We start from the raw sequence: 15439 nt of genomic DNA, 5'->3' as shown, positions 1-15439 counted from the left end.
CGGTGAATTAACCGCCGAAGAGCGTCGAGAAGCGTTTCTTGTTGTCTTCGATCTTGGGACCGATGACGCCGAGGTCCGCGCCCATCACCTTGACCGTGACGCCTTCGGGCATCCAGTCGGGCTGACCGACGCTGGCCTTGGCGGGCAGGTAGCCCTGCGACAGCGCCAGTTTCTGGCCTTCGTCGGAGAGGATGAAGTCGACGAACTTCTTGGCGTCGTCCACGTTCTTGGCGGTCGACATGATCGCCACCGGCTCGGTCACCGCGGTCACGCCTTCCTCGGGGAAGACGAATTCGATCGGCGAGCCGTCCTTCTTGGCGTTCATTGCCAGGAAGTCGACGAGGATGCCATAGGCGTTTTCGCCGCTGGCGACCGATTTCAGCACCGCGCCGTTGCCGCGCACGGCGGTGACGCCATTGGCCTGGAGCTTTTCGAAATAATCCCAGCCGAGGTCATCCCGCTCGGCAAAGGCCGAGAGCATGTAGGCGGCGGCGCCCGAGTAGAGCGGGCTGGGCATGACGACGAGGTTCTTGTAGGCCTCGCCGGTCAGATCCGACCAGTGTTCGGGCTTTTCGGAGGCGCCGGTGTTGTAGGCGATGCCGGTGGTGATCAGCTTGCTGCCGAAATAGTAGTGGTCGGGGTCGACGGCGCTGGGGTCGAAGCCGTCGACGTTGGCTTCGGGATAGGCCATCAGGCGCTTGTCCGACTTGAGACCTTCCATGCTGACGGCATCGGCGATCAGCAGGACATCGGGCTGCGGGCTGCCGGCCGCGAATTCGGCGGCGAGTTTGCTGAGCAGGTCGCTGGTGCCCGAGCGGAACACTTCCACCTCGACGCCGGGATTGGCGGCGGTGAAGGCGCTGACCGTCTCGGCAGCATCGGCATCGGGCTGCGACGTATACAGGACCAGCTTGTCCGCCGAGGCGGCGCTGGCGACACCGGCGGCCGCCAGAACGGTGGCCATCAGCAGAGCGCGGTGGGTTTTCGTGTGTTCAGCCATTGATCTTACCTCCCAAGATGATGTGGCGCCCGGAGGGGCGCCGCATGGCTTTGTCCCGGACTTTCGGCCAGGCCTGGTGCATTTCAAACATGAACATTTGCCTTTCGTCAATTACAAATGATCGCATTGGGCGATCTTGAGGCGGTCCTGGCCTGTTAAGGGCCGGGGCCGCGCCGACGGGTACCGATGGATCACACCGCGAGGTGAGCCGGGGACATGCCAAGGCACCCCGGATGAACCGGACCCTCCCGACACCGCGCTTCATCGGGCACCGAGGTCAAATCGACATGACAGTTTCATGTCATCTGCATGACAGTGGCGCCCGGGCGGCCGGGTGACCCTAACGCCGATTGGCGGTGAGGCCCAGAGCGGGGGCTTCCGGCGGGCGAGTCAGGCGCGGGTGCGCAGGGCCATGACCCAGATTGCGGCCAGGCCGAAGGACAGGAGCGCGTTCCAGCTGGCCATCGAGAGGCCCATGAGCTGCCAGGCCACCTCGTCGCAGCGGATAAGGGGTGCGTTCATGATGCGGTCGAGCAGTTCAGCCGAGCTGACCCCGTCGATGGGACCGGAGGTGCAGGTGTTCGGGCCTTCCCACCAGCCGCGCTCGACCCCGGTGTGATAGACGCCGATTCCCGCAGTGGTCAGGGCGGCGAGCGCGCCGAGCGCGGGCAGGGCGGTCACGCGGGGCAGGGCGAGCGCGACGAGACCGATCAGGATCGCGGCCGCATGGGGCCAGCGCTGCCAGAGGCAGAGGTGACAGGGCGGGTAGCCGAAATACTGGAAGGTGAAGGCACCGGCCAGAAGCGCGGCCGAGCCGCCAGCGGCGAGCAAGATCAGTTGAATGCGGGTCATAGATATTTCACGGCGGCAAAGCCGCCCACCAGGATGAGGACGAACAGGGTGAACATAAGGCCCAGCCGCCGCTCGATAAACACACGAACCGGTGCGCCGAATTTCCACAGCAGCGCGGCGACGACAAAGAAGCGCAGGGCGCGGGCAACCAGCGAGCTGAGGAGGAAGGGGACCAGCGGCAGGCCCGTCCAGCCCGACATGATGGTGATCACCTTGAAGGGGAATGGCGTGACCCCGGCGATCAGCACGGCCCAGACGCCGTAGTCGTTGAAGCGGGCGTTGAAGGACTCCATCTCGGCCGTCTTGCCGAAGGCGGCGAGGATCGGCTGGCCGATTCCCTCGAAGGCGAGCGCGCCGATGCCATAGCCGAGCAGCCCGCCCGCGACCGAAGCGAGCAGCGCCACGGTGGCGATCAGCCAGGCGCGCGAGGGCCGGGCGAGGATCATCGGGATCATCAGCACATCGGGGGGAATCGGAAAGACCGAGCTTTCGGCGAAGGCCACCAGGGCCAGCGCCCACATGGCGCGCGGATGATCCGCCAGGCGCATCGTCCAGTCGTAGAGCCGTCTGAGCATCGCAAACCCGCCACGCCACTTGTTACTTGCCTGACTGCAAGACCACGGCTGAGGGGCCGGGTCAACTGTCACCGATTCCCTGCACCGCCGTCTTGCCGAGCGCCGCGCGGCGCGCTAGAGGTCAGGGCGTTGCGGGTGTGGCGGAATGGTAGACGCAGGGCACTCAAAATGCTCCGCCGCAAGGCGTGGGAGTTCGACTCTCCCCACCCGCACCAGATGATCCGGCAAACTGCCGCCATTACTCTTCCCTACATTGCCGTCGCCCGGACCGAACAGATGGCCGGGCGTTCCTTCGTCGGACCCGAGAGTTTCGGGCTTTGGCGGCGGCATTTGAAAAGGATCGAAAATTCCTGCCAAAAGGCGCTTGACGCCATTCCGGGCATAGCCTATCTCGACCCCCACGCGCGGTTGTAGCTCAGTCGGTTAGAGTACCGGCCTGTCACGCCGGGGGTCGCGGGTTCGAGCCCCGTCAACCGCGCCACTTCTCTTCCAAATGACAAGTGATCTTCCCCGGCGTTCCTGAAAAGATGGGAATGCCCAAGGAAACCATGGCTTTATCCGTATTTCCTTAGGTGATTTGCGGCTGTGGCGGTCAGGCGGTTCCGGCGTGGGCCGCGTCGAAGGCCGTCACGATTTCGGCCGCCTTGCGGGCAACGGTCGCGGCGCTGTCGCCTGGGCGGTAGATGGCGGTGCCGATGCCGAATCCATCTGCGCCGGCGGCGATCCATTCCTTGAAATTTCCGGGGGCCGCGCCCCCGACGGCCAGCACTTCGGTGCCGGGGGGCAGAACCGCCCGCATCGCCGCCAGTCCGGCCGGGCCGATCAGCGAGCCTGGGAAGAGTTTCAGCCCGTCGGCCCCCGCGCGCAGGGCGGCGAAGGCTTCGGATGGGGTCATCACGCCGGGGTAGGAGCGCATCCCTGCGGCCTTGGTGGCGCGGATCACCTCGGGGTTCATGTCGGGGGAGACGACAAGCCGGCCTCCGGCGACCTGCACCTGTGTCACCTGATGTGGTTCGAGCACGGTGCCGGCGCCGATCAGCGCGCTGTCCCCGAAGCGGCCGGCGAGCTTCGCAATGGAGGCGAAGGGATCGGGGGAGTTCAGCGGCACCTCGATGCGGTCGATTCCGGCGCTCACCAATGCGTCGGCGATGGGTTCGACCTCGTCGGGGGTCACGCCGCGCAGAATCGCTATGATCGGACGGCTCATGCCAGGTCTCCTGTTCTTGCGGCGCAGAGGCCGGCGAGCACCATCGATTCGCCCGAGACCACCTCGGCGGTCAGGCCCTGTTCGGCAAGCGCGGCCCGGTAGGGGTCGGTGACGCCCGCCGCGCCGATCAGCACGACCTGCGCGCCGAGCCACCAGGGCCGCGCGCCGGCCAGTTCCAGGCCGATCAGCAGTCCGGAGAGGCGTGCGCGCGCCGCAACCGGATCCTGGCCTTCGAGCAAATGCGCCGCGCGGAGCGAGAAAAGCGCGGAAGCCAGCGATTCGGGGCGCGAGATCGCGTCGCCGAGCGCCTGCCGGAAGACGGCGGCGTCGCTGCCCCCGGGCGCGACCGAGAGGCGCAGGACCGATTGGGTCGAGAGCAGCGCGAAGAGCTCGCCGGTCATGAAGGTGCGGAAGCTGACGACCTCGCCCGCGCTGATCTGCACCCATTTGGTATGGGTGCCGGGCAGGCAGAGCACGCCGTCGAAGCGGGGGCGGGAGGCGAGAAAGCCGGCGATCTGGGTTTCCTCGCCGCGCATGACGTCGGCGGGGCGGGCCTGGGAGAGGCCGGGCAGGATGCGCACCGACAGGCGGGGATCGGCGGTATCGACGCTGACCGCGCCGGGCCCGGCGGGGGTGCAGGGCACCGGGCGGTAGGGTGCCTCGTGCCAGCCGGTGCGGGCGCCGGCCATGCCGCAGACCAGAACCTCGGTCACGCGGCCGGGCGTCAGCCAGTCCTCGGCGTGGCGCAGGAGGGTAGGTTCATACTGGCCCGGGTCGAGGCGGCCCATGCCGTCGTCGCCGCGGCGTTCGGCCAGAACCCTGTCGCCCTGCATCGCCCAGAGGCGCAGGGTGGAGGTGCCCCAATCCACCGCGATCCATTCGGCTTTGTCCATGCGCGCGTCCCTCCCCGGTCTTCGCCCCTGTCTTGCCAGCGCTTGGCGGCCTGTGCAATCGGCGCGTCAGATCGGGCCGGACCAGGCGAGCCAGCTTTCGGGCGAGCCGGAGAAGACGTTTATGTCGACCGGGCCGCCGACGCCGGGCACCACGCCGGTGCCGGTATACTGCCAGAAGGTCCAGTGCGCGCCGGGATAGACCTCGGACGGGTGGCCCGCGACCGAGCGAAGCCAGAATTCGGTGCCCGAGAGCGCCCCGATCCCGGTGTCGCGGTAGAAGTCGGGGGTGGTGTAGACGATGGGGCGGCGGCCGTAGTGGCGTTCGAGGATGTCGAGGAAGATGCGCGCCTCGGCCCGCACCTTGGCGCCGTCAGGGCGCAGGCGGCAGGTGGGCGAACGGTGGTTCCACTCCATGTCGAGCACATGGGGCAGGGCGCTGGCATCGCGGGGCACGTGGCGGATGAACCAGCGCGCCTGTTCGGCGGCAGGCCGGCAGAAGTAGAAGTAGTGATAGGCGCCCTGGCGCAGGCCGGCGCGGGCGGCGCCGCGGCGGTTGTCGGCGAACATCGGGTCGATGACGTCGCCGCCCTCGGTCGCCTTGAGATAGGCGAAGCTGACGCCCGAGCGGGCCACCTGCTGCCAGTCGATCACGCCCTGATAGCGGGCGACGTCGATGCCGTGGACCGGGTAGTTGTGCGGCGCGCGGCCGGACCAGTCGTGCGGCTTGAGATCGCCGAAGCGGGGGGCAGGGGCGAAGGCCAGGCGCGGCTCGCTGGGCACCACCACAGGCGGCGCGGCTGACCTTGTGCCGCAGGCGGCGAGCAGCAGGGTCAGGGCGAGGGCGAGATGTCTCATGCGGGGCGTCTCCTAGGCTCTGCGGACATTAACCCGCGTGGGGGGGCCGGTGGCAAGCCTTGCGCGAGGCATGCGCGCCGCGCCGCTTGGACAAGGGGCGGAGGCGGGTCTATCCTCGGGGTTCAAGGAGACCCCCGATGCATATTCCGAGCCCGCAGAGCCACCTGCCGACCCATGACGTGACCAACCAGCCGCCCGAGCGCGGCGATGCCGACCTCTGGGCGCAGGACGCACCGCTGCGCGAGGCGATCGCGCGCGAGGGCGGGCAGGCGGAGGCGCTGGCCGCCTATGGCGCGACGCTGGGCACCGCCGCGATGCGCGCCGCGGCGCGGGAGGCCAATCGCGTCTTGCCCGAGCTGCGCACCTTCGACCGGGCGGGGCGGCGGCTGGACGAGGTGCAGTTTCATCCGGCCTATCACCAGCTGATGGCGGCGGGGATCGGCGGCGGATACGCCGCCGTTGCCTGGGAGGGCGGGACGGGCGGCCATGTCACCCATGCGGCGATGGTCTATCTGCACAGCCAGATCGAGCCGGGCACCTGCTGTCCGATGACGATGACCTATGCGGCGGTTCCGGCGCTGGCGGCCTCGGAGACGCTGGCGGCGGAGTGGCGGCCCAAACTGGTCTCGCGCGCGTACGATCCCTCTGTGCGGCCGGTGGCGGAGAAGGCGGGGGCGACGCTGGGCATGGCGATGACCGAGAAGCAGGGCGGGTCGGACGTGCGTGCCAATGCGACGCGGGCCGAGCCGGCGGGCGATCACTGGCGGCTGACGGGGCACAAGTGGTTCTGCTCGGCGCCGATGTCGGACGGGTTCCTGACGCTGGCGCAGACGGCCAATGGCCTTAGCTGTTTCCTCGTGCCGCGCTGGCTGGAGGGCGAGCGCAACGCGATCCACCTGATGCGGCTGAAGGACAAGCTGGGCAACAAGGCCAATGCCTCGGCCGAGATCGAGTATCACGGCGCGCTGGCGTATCTGCTGGGAGAAGAAGGGCAGGGCGTGCGCACGATCATCGAGATGGTGCATCATACCAGGCTCGACACCGCGATGGCGCCAGCCGGGCTGATGCGCGGCGCGCTGGGGGAGGCGCTGCACTGGGTGCGGCACCGCCGCGTGTTCCAGCGCGGGCTGATCGACCAGCCGCTGATGCGGGCGGTGCTGGCCGATCTGGCGCTGGACGTGGAGGGCGCGCTGGCGCTGGGGCTGCGGGTGGCGCGCGCCTTTGACGGGACCGCTGAGGCGGACCGGGCCTTTGCCCGGATCGGCGTGGCGCTGGCGAAGTTCCTCAACAACAAGCGCTGCCCGCAGGTGACCTATGAGGCGATGGAGGTTCTGGGCGGCATGGGCTATGTCGAGGAGACGCCGATGCCGATGTATTACCGCGAGGCTCCGCTGAACGGGATCTGGGAGGGGTCGGGCAATGTGATCTGCCTCGACATCCTGCGGACGCTGGCGAAGGAGCCTCTGGCGGGCGAGGTGCTGCGCGACGAGCTGGCCGCCGCGCGGGGGGCCGATGCACGATACGACGCGGCGTTGAAGGCGCATCTGGAGCGCTGGCCGGGTTTGCCGGCCGAGGCGGAGGCGCGTTGGTTTGCCGAGTCGCTGGCCGTGCTTCTTACCGCCTCGGTCCTGCTGCGCCATGCGCCGGAGGCGGTGGGCACGGGCTACGCAGGCAGCCGCCTGGGCGAGTCGGGGCGGATCACGGGGGCGATCGGCGGCGTGGACGTGGCGGCGATCCTGGGGCGGCTGGAGCATTGATCCCAGGGAGCGGCCCGGGCGTTGCGCCGTTTTGAGTATTTATGAAGAGAAGAAGATCAGGTGCGCGGTCTCTTGCTTCTTCTCTCTTCAAATACTCACATCGCGCGGGTGCCGCGGGCGCTTTCCCCCGAGGTCAGCGGTTCCCCGACCCGCCAAAGCGCGCGGCGTCGGCGGCTGCGCGGCGGATGGCGTTGGACTTGTGGACGGTTTCCTGGAATTCGGCCTCGGGGTCGCTGTCGAAGACCACGCCGCCGCCCGCCTGGATGTAGAGCTTCTGGTCCTGCACCACCGCCGTGCGCAGCGCGATGCACATGTCCATGTCGCCGCCGGCGCTGAAATAGCCGACGCCGCCGCCGTAGACGCCGCGTTTCTCGGGTTCCAGCTCGTCGATGATCTGCATCGCGCGTACCTTGGGGGCGCCGCTGACGGTGCCCGCCGGCATGCCGGCGAAGAAGGCGTCGAGCGCGTCCTTGCCCTCGTCCAGCTCGCCCACCACGTTCGAGACGATGTGCATGACGTGGCTGTAGCGTTCGATGATGAACTGTTCGGTCGGGCGGACGGTGCCGATTTTGCTGACGCGGCCCGCGTCGTTGCGGCCGAGGTCGAGCAGCATCAGGTGTTCGGCGCGTTCTTTCTGGTCTGCCAGCAGGTCGGCTTCGAGCGCGCGGTCCTGTTCCGGCGTCGCGCCGCGGGGCCGGGTGCCGGCGATGGGGCGGATCGTCACCTCGCGGCCGAAGACGCGGACGAGGATTTCGGGGCTGGCGCCGATCACCTGGAAGCCACCGAAGTTGAAATAGAACATGAAGGGCGACGGGTTGGTGCGCCGCAGGCTGCGATAAAGCGCGAAGGGCGGTTCGCGGAACTCCGACGTCCAGCGCTGCGAGGGGACGACCTGGAAGATGTCGCCGGCGCGGATGTAGTCGCGGGCCTTTTCGACCGCAGCCTTGTAGCCCTCCTTGGTAAAGTTCGACACCGGCGGGCCGGGTTCGTGGGCATCGCCGAGGTCGCGGGTTTCCGAAGGCATGGCCCGTTCGAGATCGCGCACCGCGTCCATCACCCGTTCGGCCGCCTGCGCATAGGCGGCACGCGGGGAGAGGCCGTCGTTGACCCAGGCGGGAGAGACGACCGTGACCTCGCCCTTGACGCCGTCGAGCACCGCCACGACCGAGGGGCGCAGCATCACCGCATCGGGCATCCCGAGCGGGTCCGGGTTCACGTCGGGCAGGTGTTCGACCAGCCGCACCATGTCGTAGCCGAGATAGCCGAAGAGGCCGGCGGCGGCCTGGGGCAGATCCTCGGGCAGGTCGATCCGGCTTTCGGCGATCAGCGCGCGCAGGGTGTCGAGCGGGTTGCCGTCGAGCGCGTCGAAGGCATCGGGATCGAAGCGGGCGGAGCGGTTCAGCTCGGACATCTCGCCCCGGCAGCGCCAGATCAGGTCGGGCTTGGTGCCGATGATCGAATAGCGCCCGCGCACCTCGCCGCCGGTTACCGACTCGAGCATGAAGGCGTCCTTCTGGGCGCCGGTCAGCTTGAGCATCAGTGAGACCGGCGTGTCGAGATCGGCCGCGAGACGGGTGTAGACGACCTGGTTGCGCCCGGCCTTGTAGGCCGCGGCGAAAGTGTCGAAGTCAGGGACGAGGGCCATCGTGTTCGCTTACTGGAAGCTGCCGAGCACGGCCGCGAGCGCGCGTTCGTCGATCCGGGGGCGGGCCCGCAGCTGCACGTCTTGGGCATAGGCGTTGAACAGGGCCTCGGCCAGTGCCTGGCTTTGGCGTTCGGAGACCGCCTTGCGCGTCTGGGCCATATCCTCGGACTGGTCAGGCGGCAGGACGTCGTCCAGCCGGACGACGATCACGCCCGTCTCGGCGGGCAGGACGCGGACATCGCCTTTGTTCATCTCGAAGACCTGGGCCATGAAATCCTGTGGCAGGCCGTCGATGAAGGCGGTGCGCATCAGCCCGGTTTCGGTTTTCGGCGTCAGGCCGGCCTCGGCGAAATCGCCCGAGACGGCGAGTCTGGTCACGGCCTGTTCGGCCTGAGCCTGCAGCGCGGCCTGGGTGGCCGTGCGGGTCCAGTCGGCGACGACCTCCTCGCGGGCCTCTTCGAAGGTCTTGGCGCGGGGAGGTTCGATCGAGTCGAGGCGCAGCGCGAAGATGCCGCCGTCATCAAGGAATTTCACCTCGGGGAAGGCGCCCTCCTTGGCCTCGGCGGCGGCCTTGTCGAAATCGGCATAGGCGGCGATGCCTTCGCCGCTGTCGGCGGTCCAGTCGATGGTGCCAAGTTCCAGACCCTTCATGCGAGCCAGATCCTCGAGCGTGGCGCCGCCGGCGAGCATGTCCTCGACGCCGGGCACTTCGGCCTCGATCATCCGGCGCGCCTGGGTGCCGGCGAGTTCTTCCTCGAGTTCGTCGCGTACCTCGTCCAGCCCGGTGCTGGTCGCTTCGAGCTTGCCGTTCACCCGGAACAGCGCGGGCCCGAGATCGGAGGGCAGCGGGCCGACGACATCCCCGACTTCGGCGGCAAAGATGGCATCGGCCGCGGCGCCGAGATCGGCGGCGGTGACATCGCCCAGATCCACGTCGCTGATGGTCAGGCCGCGGTCGGTCACGAGCTGTTCGAAGGTGGTGCCTCCGGCTTCGATCTGGGCCTTGGCGGTATTGGCCGACTCTTCGTTGGCGAAGACGAGGCGTTCGACCAGCCGGCGTTCGGGCTGTTCGTATTCGACGCGGTTCTTGTCATAGAGCGCCTGAATCGCGGCATCGTCGATCTTGACCTTTTCCAGCATCATGGCCGGGGTCAGCTGGACATAGGAGATCTTGCGGGTTTCGGGCCGCATGAAGCGATCCTTGTGGGCCTCGAAATGCGCCTTGAGGTCTTCCTCGCTGGGCTCGGCCAGGGGGGTGGCGAGTGTGGAGTCGTCGAGCAGCGCCCAGGTGAAGCTGCGGCGTGCGCCGACATAGGCGACCATCGCGTCGGTCAGGGCGGCGGGCATCTTGACGCCGGAGGTGATCGCGCTCTGGAGGAGAGCGCGGGTGCTATCCTGACGCAGGTCGGTTTCGAACTGCGATTCCTTCATGTTCGCCCGTTCTAGCGCGAACTTGTAGGCCTCGCGGTCGAACTTGCCGTCAATGCCCTGAAACGCCGGGATTTGCAGGATCTGCTTGTGCAGGTTCTCGTCGCCGATCGACACGCCCAGCCGGTCCGCCTCGTCGTCGAGCGCGGCCATGGTGACAAGCTGGCTGAGAACGCGCTGGTCGAGACCCAGGGCGCGCACCTGCTGCATGGGCAGGGCCTGACCGGTCTGGGCCTCGATCCCGCGGATCTCGTTCTGAAGCGCGCGGGCGTAGGTATCGACGCTGATCGTCTGATCACCGACATGGCCGACGGTGCGTATCGTGCCCGACAGGTTGGTGGCGCCGAACCCGGCCAGACCCACGATGAGGAGGGCCAGGATGATCCAGACGAAGGTGTTCCCCAAACTCTTGACGCGCGCGGCCATTGTGCCCCCTTGCTGGCGGTGGTCTTCCTGAGAATTGCGCCCCTGTCTATCCGTCCGCCCGGAGGGGGGCAAGCTTAGAAGGACAGGGGTTCGAGGCGGTCGAACATGGTGCCGATGCCGGCGCGGTCGAGGTTGGCGAAGGCGATGCGCAGCTGGCGCTGGCCCGCGGGATCGCCTTCGGGGACGAACATCGTGGCGGGCAGCAGCAGCACGCCGGCCTCGGATACGAGGCGGCGGGCCAGTTCGTCCGAGCCGATGGCGAAGGGGTGCTCGACATAGGCGAAATAGGCGCCGAGGCCGAGCAACTTCCAGCCCTTCGCGGCCAGACGCGGGAAGCCTTCGGTGATGGCCGCGCGGCGGTCGAGGATTTCGTCGCGCTCGCCCGCCAGCCACTGGCCGAGGTTGCGCATGCCCCAGAGCGCGGCGTGCTGGCCGATCTGGTTGGGGCAGATGGTGACGCTGTCGATGAACTTCTCGACCTCCTGCAGCAGGTCCGTGGAGGCGATCAGCGCGCCGACGCGGTGGCCGGTGAGGCGGTAGGCCTTGGAGAAGGAATAGAGGTCGATCAGCGTATCGGGCCAGGCGGGATCGGTGAAGAGATCGTGCACAGCGCCGCTGCGGGCGTCGAAGTCGCGGTAGGTCTCGTCGAGGATCAATTTGATGCCGCGGTCGCGGGCGATGTCGAAGAAGGCGCGGAGGGTTTCGCTGGGATACTCGACGCCGGCAGGATTGTTGGGTGAAACCAGTGCAATGGCGCGGGTTCTTGAGGTAATCAGCGCGGCGGCGGCTGCGGCATCGGGCAGCATATCGGGGCCGGTCGGCAAGGGCACGGCGGTGATTCCGCTCATGTCGAGCCACATCTTGTGGTTAAAATACCAGGGGGTTGGCAGGATGACTTCATCCCCTTCGCCGGTAAGCGCACTGATCGCGGCAGCGAAGGCCTGATTGCAGCCCGAGGTGATCGCGACCTGGCTTGCGTCGATGATGCCGCCATAGTGGGTGGACCATTGGGTGGCGATCTCGGCGCGGAGTTCAGGCAGGCCCAGGTCGGGGCCGTAGAGGTGGGCGGAGTCGTCATGCAGCGCGATGTCGGCCATGACCTGGCGCAGTTCGGGCGGTGGCGGCGCGGCCGGGGCGGCCTGGCTGACGTTCACCAGCGGGCGGTCGGGCGGGAAGACCACTCCGTCGAGCCAGCGGCGCGCGGCGATGATGGGCGGGGCGAAGGTGGAACGGGTGCGGCTGAGGGACATGCGGAACTCCGGCGGTTTGGCGGACGCTAGCGCGCGGGAGGGGCGAGGGAAAGGGGCTCAGGCGCGGAGCGCGGTAAAGGCCGTTTCCGCGATGGACCGGGCCATGTCGGGCGTCAGCGGCTGGTGGCCGGCGAGCAGGCGGAAGAACAGGGGGCCGTAGATCATGTCGAGCAGCGCCTCCACGTCAGGCGGGGGACTGGCGCGGCCCTCGGTCACGGCGCGGGCGATCAGGCTGCGCCCGGCCTCGCGGCTGGCGAGGATCACGCGGTTGCGGAAGGCGCGGGTGAATTCGCTGTCGGGGTCGGCTGCGGCGAGCGCCTGGGTGATCTGGCGGCCGCGGGTGGTGGCGAAGGCCTGCACCAGACGGGTGAGCTGGGCGGTCAGCGCCTGCTTCGGGTCCGGTCCGGGGGCGATATCCGGGCCAGGGGCCTCGGCAATCAAGGCTTCCATCGCCAGTTCCTGGGCGTTGGCCCAATGGCGGTAGAGCGTCGGCTTGCCGGTGCCCGAGGCGGCGGCGACGGCCTCGATGGTGAGCCGCCCGAAACCGTCGCGCAACAGGATGTCGCGGGCGGCGGCGAGGGCGCGGGCACGGGCGGCGGCAGAGGGAGGGCGGCCGGGTTTTCTGGGTGGTTGACTCATTTCGATACGGATCGTAACGTAAATAAACGGAGTCCGCAAGGGAGAGCGATATGTCCGCCCATCGAGTCACGCCTTATCTGGTCGCCAAAGGGGCCGAGACTGCCATCAAGTTTTACGTGCAGGTTTTTGACGCCAAAGAGATTTTCCGACTGACCGACCCCGAAGACGGGCGCATCGGCCACGCCGAACTGTCGATTGGAGGGTCGGAGATCTATCTGGCCGACGAATACCCGGATTTCGGGGCGCTGTCGCCGGATACGCTGGGGGGCAGCCCGGTGACCCTGCATATCCTGGTGGCGGATTGCGACGCGACCGTCGCGGCGGCCGAGCAGGCCGGGGCGCTGGTGCTGCGGCTCCCGGCGGATCAGAGCTATGGCGAGCGGGTGGCGCAGGTGCAGGATCCGTTCGGGCACCGCTGGATGATCGCCCAGGCGACCGAGACGGTCAGCCCCGAGGACATGCAGCGGCGCTGGGAGGCGGAGACCGGGGCCTGATGTTCTGTCTGAGCTTTGCGGTGCAAGTGACTGATGTTTCTCAGTCCCGTCCGCGATAGGGTTCGACGTATTGCAGGGCCATGTCCCAGGGGAAGAAGATCCAGGTGTCCTGGCTGACGCCGGTGATGAAGGTGTCGACCTGCGGTTCGCCCGCCGGTTTGGCGTAGACGGTGGCGAAATGGGCCTTGGGATAGAGCTTGCGCACCAGTTCCAGCGTCTTGCCGCTGTCGACCAGATCGTCGACGACCAGGATGCCGGTGCCGTCGCCCATCATCTGCGCGTCGGGCTGTTTCAGCACGCGGGCCTCGGCCTGGGACTGGTGGTCGTATGACTTGACGCTGATCGTGTCGACGGTGCGGATGTCGAGCTCGCGCGCGACGATCATCGCGGGGGCCATGCCGCCCCGGGTGATGGCCACCACGGCCCGCCATGCGCCGTCGTCCGGGCCCTTGCCGTCGAGCCGCCAGGCGAGGGCGCGGGAATCGCGGTGGATCTGGTCCCAGCTGACGTGGAAGCCTTTTTCGTGGGGCAGGCGGTCTTGCATGTGGGGCCTCGTTCCTAGCGCGTGGAATCTTCTATCGCGGAACCTGTGCCCCTGAAAAGTCGTCTGTGTGCGGAAATCGCAATGGGACGCGCCGTCAGGCGCGCCCCTGAGTGTCGGACTGCGATGAGACTCAGGCCTTGCGGCGGCGGCGCAGCATGGCCAGCCCGCCGATCCCGGCGGCCAGCAGCGGCAGCGAGGCCGGCACCGGCACGGGCGAGGTTTCGCCTTCGTTGTATTTCATGTTGGCCATCCAGGCGTATCCGTTGCCGGTGAAGCCGTCACACTTTTGCAGGGTGGTCGAGCTGCAATAGCCGAAGCCGTTCGAGGTGACGTCGGAGGTGAAGATGCCGTCGGTCAGGTTGTAGAGGTCGGAGCCGCTGACCGCGACGACACGGTATTGCTGACCGGCGAGCAGGGTCACGTCGCTGATCGAGGTGTAGCGGTAGTTGCCGTCCAGAGTGTCGGAGCTTTGCACGCTGGAGCTGGCCAGGAGCGTGGAGGTCAGTTCGTCGTAGAGACCGACGAGGATACCGCCGGCGGTGGTGAAGCCGTCCATGCCCGCGTCGAAGGCGCCGAGGGCTTTGACGGTGAGGTTGGAGGCGCCGACGGTGAAGATCTGACCGAAGGACCAGCTGCCGTTGCTATACGTGTTCACGCCATTGGGGGTGTAGAGGGTGGCGGCGGAGGCGGCGCCGGTGCCGAGGGCAAGAGCGGCGATGGCGCTGAGGATGGTCTTTTTCATGTCAGGTCCTTTCAAAGGATACTCGTTATGGACTTGGCGGAGGCACGGGACCTCGTGGGCCGGGATGGGGGAGGCGTCCGCATCGACGGTCGCGACACTGGTTAATTCACCGCCAATTGTGGCGGGAATGTGGCAGCGCTTGGGGCGCGGATCGGGTGATTGGGAAATTGATTGTTTCCGCTTCGCGCATGGGTGGCGAAGCGGAACCGAATATTGTCGCGCGGATCAGCTCTTGGCGATGTCCGGGGCGTCCACGGCCTTCATGCCGACTACGTGATAGCCGGCGTCGACGTGCAGCACCTCGCCGGTGACGCCCGAGCCGAGATCGGAGAGCAGGTAGAGCGCCGAATTGCCCACATCCTCGATGGTGACGTTGCGGCGGAGGGGCGAATTGTATTCGTTCCACTTCATGATGTAGCGGAAGTCGCCGATGCCGCTGGCGGCCAGCGTCTTGATCGGGCCGGCGCTGATCGCGTTGACGCGGATGCCGTCCTTGCCCAGATCCTCGGCCAGATAGCGCACCGAGGCCTCGAGCGCGGCCTTGGCGACGCCCATCACGTTGTAATGGGGCATGACCCGTTCCGCACCGTAATAGGTGAGCGTCAGGGCGCTGCCGCCGCGTTTCATCATCTTCTCGGCGCGTTGCACGACCGAGGTGAAGCTGAAGACCGAGATGTCCATGGTCAGCCGGAAGTTGTCGCGGCTGGTGTCGACATAGCGGCCGCGCAATTCGTTCTTGTCGGAGAAGCCGATGGCGTGGACGATGAAATCGAGCCCGTCCCAGCGCTCGCCCAGGCCCGCGAAGAGCGCATCGACCGAGGCCTCGTCGCCGACGTCGCAGGGCAGCACGATGGAGCTGCCGAGTTCGGCGGCCAGCGGGTCGACCCGCTTCTTCAGCGCGTCGCCCTGATAGGAGAAGGCGAGTTCCGCGCCGGCGCCGGCGCAGGCCTTTGCGATGCCCCAGGCGATCGATTTGTCGTTCGCCAATCCCATGATCAGCCCGCGCTTGCCGGCCATCAGTTGTTGCGACATCTAGGTCCTCCCGAATTGCGGTGATTGGGACCGGTTTAGGCGAATGGTAAATCTGCTTCAAGAGCGCGGGCTTGTGGTCGTGCGTGCGGCGGCCTAGCCT

Annotated in this window: 15 protein-coding genes and 2 tRNA genes; 4 read left to right on the top strand and 13 right to left on the bottom strand. The window is 67.6% G+C overall.

Features of this window, described 5'->3' with window-relative positions; all coding sequences use genetic code 11:
* Positions 1 to 7: 7 nt before the first annotated feature.
* From ACFO5X_RS08180 to ACFO5X_RS08170, 3 genes are all read right to left on the bottom strand, one after another.
* The gene (locus tag ACFO5X_RS08180; RefSeq protein WP_380716811.1) at positions 8 to 1000 is read right to left on the bottom strand and encodes an ABC transporter substrate-binding protein; all 993 of its coding nucleotides are present in this window, start codon (positions 998 to 1000) and stop codon (positions 8 to 10) included.
* Between the two features lie 390 nt (positions 1001 to 1390).
* The gene (locus tag ACFO5X_RS08175; protein ID WP_380716808.1) at positions 1391 to 1852 is read right to left on the bottom strand and encodes a disulfide bond formation protein B; all 462 of its coding nucleotides are present in this window, start codon (positions 1850 to 1852) and stop codon (positions 1391 to 1393) included.
* The gene (locus tag ACFO5X_RS08170; RefSeq protein WP_380716806.1) at positions 1849 to 2427 is read right to left on the bottom strand and encodes a YqaA family protein; all 579 of its coding nucleotides are present in this window, start codon (positions 2425 to 2427) and stop codon (positions 1849 to 1851) included. The genes ACFO5X_RS08175 and ACFO5X_RS08170 overlap by 4 nt, the downstream gene beginning before the upstream one ends.
* Before the next feature lie 131 nt (positions 2428 to 2558).
* Here ACFO5X_RS08170 and ACFO5X_RS08165 point away from each other — a divergent pair.
* Positions 2559 to 2642: transfer RNA gene (locus ACFO5X_RS08165), tRNA-Leu, on the top strand.
* A gap of 189 nt (positions 2643 to 2831) precedes the next feature.
* Positions 2832 to 2908, top strand: a tRNA-Asp gene (locus ACFO5X_RS08160).
* A 111-nt stretch (positions 2909 to 3019) separates the two neighbouring features.
* Here ACFO5X_RS08160 and ACFO5X_RS08155 read toward each other — a convergent pair.
* The 3 genes from ACFO5X_RS08155 to ACFO5X_RS08145 form a co-directional block, all read right to left on the bottom strand.
* Entirely contained in the window at positions 3020 to 3634 is a 615-nt protein-coding gene (locus ACFO5X_RS08155; protein ID WP_380716805.1) for a 2-dehydro-3-deoxy-6-phosphogalactonate aldolase, read from the bottom strand.
* Positions 3631 to 4527 (bottom strand): 2-dehydro-3-deoxygalactonokinase, encoded by an 897-nt coding sequence (locus ACFO5X_RS08150; protein WP_380716804.1) that lies wholly within the window; start codon positions 4525 to 4527, stop codon positions 3631 to 3633. The genes ACFO5X_RS08155 and ACFO5X_RS08150 overlap by 4 nt, the downstream gene beginning before the upstream one ends.
* Before the next feature lie 66 nt (positions 4528 to 4593).
* The gene (locus ACFO5X_RS08145) at positions 4594 to 5382 is read right to left on the bottom strand and encodes a GH25 family lysozyme (protein ID WP_380716803.1); all 789 of its coding nucleotides are present in this window, start codon (positions 5380 to 5382) and stop codon (positions 4594 to 4596) included.
* Positions 5383 to 5519: 137 nt separating this feature from the next.
* Between ACFO5X_RS08145 and ACFO5X_RS08140 the strand changes: the two genes are divergently transcribed.
* Entirely contained in the window at positions 5520 to 7139 is a 1620-nt protein-coding gene (locus ACFO5X_RS08140; protein WP_380716802.1) for an acyl-CoA dehydrogenase family protein, read from the top strand.
* A gap of 133 nt (positions 7140 to 7272) precedes the next feature.
* Here ACFO5X_RS08140 and trpE read toward each other — a convergent pair whose 3' ends face one another.
* The 4 genes from trpE to ACFO5X_RS08120 all read right to left on the bottom strand — a co-directional run bounded on the left by trpE (position 7273) and on the right by ACFO5X_RS08120 (position 12527).
* Positions 7273 to 8784: an anthranilate synthase component I gene (gene trpE / locus ACFO5X_RS08135; RefSeq protein WP_380716801.1), complete on the bottom strand. Its 1512-nt coding sequence runs from the start codon at positions 8782 to 8784 to the stop codon at positions 7273 to 7275.
* Between the two features lie 9 nt (positions 8785 to 8793).
* Entirely contained in the window at positions 8794 to 10638 is a 1845-nt protein-coding gene (locus ACFO5X_RS08130) for a peptidyl-prolyl cis-trans isomerase (RefSeq protein ID WP_380716800.1), read from the bottom strand.
* A gap of 74 nt (positions 10639 to 10712) precedes the next feature.
* Entirely contained in the window at positions 10713 to 11888 is a 1176-nt protein-coding gene (locus tag ACFO5X_RS08125; protein WP_380716799.1) for an aminotransferase, read from the bottom strand.
* A gap of 57 nt (positions 11889 to 11945) precedes the next feature.
* Positions 11946 to 12527 carry a TetR/AcrR family transcriptional regulator gene (locus tag ACFO5X_RS08120; RefSeq protein ID WP_380716798.1) on the bottom strand — a complete coding sequence of 194 codons (582 nt, stop codon included), beginning with the start codon at positions 12525 to 12527 and terminating at the stop codon, positions 11946 to 11948.
* Between the two features lie 50 nt (positions 12528 to 12577).
* Between ACFO5X_RS08120 and ACFO5X_RS08115 the strand changes: the two genes are divergently transcribed.
* Positions 12578 to 13021: a VOC family protein gene (locus ACFO5X_RS08115; protein ID WP_380716797.1), complete on the top strand. Its 444-nt coding sequence runs from the start codon at positions 12578 to 12580 to the stop codon at positions 13019 to 13021.
* Positions 13022 to 13061: 40 nt separating this feature from the next.
* Here ACFO5X_RS08115 and gpt read toward each other — a convergent pair whose 3' ends face one another.
* The 3 genes from gpt to fabI form a co-directional block, all read right to left on the bottom strand.
* Positions 13062 to 13565, bottom strand: a complete 504-nt coding sequence (gene gpt / locus ACFO5X_RS08110) for a xanthine phosphoribosyltransferase (RefSeq protein ID WP_380716796.1) — start codon at positions 13563 to 13565, stop codon at positions 13062 to 13064.
* A gap of 130 nt (positions 13566 to 13695) precedes the next feature.
* Complete coding sequence (locus ACFO5X_RS08105) at positions 13696 to 14307, bottom strand: VPLPA-CTERM sorting domain-containing protein (protein WP_380716794.1); 612 nt, start codon at positions 14305 to 14307, stop codon at positions 13696 to 13698.
* Positions 14308 to 14532: 225 nt separating this feature from the next.
* Positions 14533 to 15339: an enoyl-ACP reductase FabI gene (fabI, locus tag ACFO5X_RS08100; protein ID WP_380716793.1), complete on the bottom strand. Its 807-nt coding sequence runs from the start codon at positions 15337 to 15339 to the stop codon at positions 14533 to 14535.
* Positions 15340 to 15439 lie beyond the last annotated feature (100 nt).

Source organism: Seohaeicola nanhaiensis, assembly GCF_042654245.1.
Taxonomy (GTDB): Bacteria; Pseudomonadota; Alphaproteobacteria; order Rhodobacterales; family Rhodobacteraceae; genus Seohaeicola_A; species Seohaeicola_A nanhaiensis.
The sequence above is the reverse complement of the archived record's forward strand: the minus strand, read 5'-3'. Positions and strand labels throughout refer to the sequence as shown.

Coding starts and splice junctions, on each gene's coding strand:
- ACFO5X_RS08150 (WP_380716804.1), bottom strand. CDS start 4,527: ATGGACAAAGCCGAATGGATCGCGGTGGATTGGGGCACCTCCACCCTG.
- ACFO5X_RS08125 (WP_380716799.1), bottom strand. CDS start 11,888: ATGTCCCTCAGCCGCACCCGTTCCACCTTCGCCCCGCCCATCATCGCC.
- ACFO5X_RS08115 (WP_380716797.1), top strand. CDS start 12,578: ATGTCCGCCCATCGAGTCACGCCTTATCTGGTCGCCAAAGGGGCCGAG.
- ACFO5X_RS08120 (WP_380716798.1), bottom strand. CDS start 12,527: ATGAGTCAACCACCCAGAAAACCCGGCCGCCCTCCCTCTGCCGCCGCC.
- ACFO5X_RS08130 (WP_380716800.1), bottom strand. CDS start 10,638: ATGGCCGCGCGCGTCAAGAGTTTGGGGAACACCTTCGTCTGGATCATC.
- ACFO5X_RS08155 (WP_380716805.1), bottom strand. CDS start 3,634: ATGAGCCGTCCGATCATAGCGATTCTGCGCGGCGTGACCCCCGACGAG.
- trpE (WP_380716801.1), bottom strand. CDS start 8,784: ATGGCCCTCGTCCCTGACTTCGACACTTTCGCCGCGGCCTACAAGGCC.
- ACFO5X_RS08175 (WP_380716808.1), bottom strand. CDS start 1,852: ATGACCCGCATTCAACTGATCTTGCTCGCCGCTGGCGGCTCGGCCGCG.
- ACFO5X_RS08140 (WP_380716802.1), top strand. CDS start 5,520: ATGCATATTCCGAGCCCGCAGAGCCACCTGCCGACCCATGACGTGACC.
- ACFO5X_RS08105 (WP_380716794.1), bottom strand. CDS start 14,307: ATGAAAAAGACCATCCTCAGCGCCATCGCCGCTCTTGCCCTCGGCACC.
- fabI (WP_380716793.1), bottom strand. CDS start 15,339: ATGTCGCAACAACTGATGGCCGGCAAGCGCGGGCTGATCATGGGATTG.
- gpt (WP_380716796.1), bottom strand. CDS start 13,565: ATGCAAGACCGCCTGCCCCACGAAAAAGGCTTCCACGTCAGCTGGGAC.
- ACFO5X_RS08170 (WP_380716806.1), bottom strand. CDS start 2,427: ATGCTCAGACGGCTCTACGACTGGACGATGCGCCTGGCGGATCATCCG.
- ACFO5X_RS08180 (WP_380716811.1), bottom strand. CDS start 1,000: ATGGCTGAACACACGAAAACCCACCGCGCTCTGCTGATGGCCACCGTT.
- ACFO5X_RS08145 (WP_380716803.1), bottom strand. CDS start 5,382: ATGAGACATCTCGCCCTCGCCCTGACCCTGCTGCTCGCCGCCTGCGGC.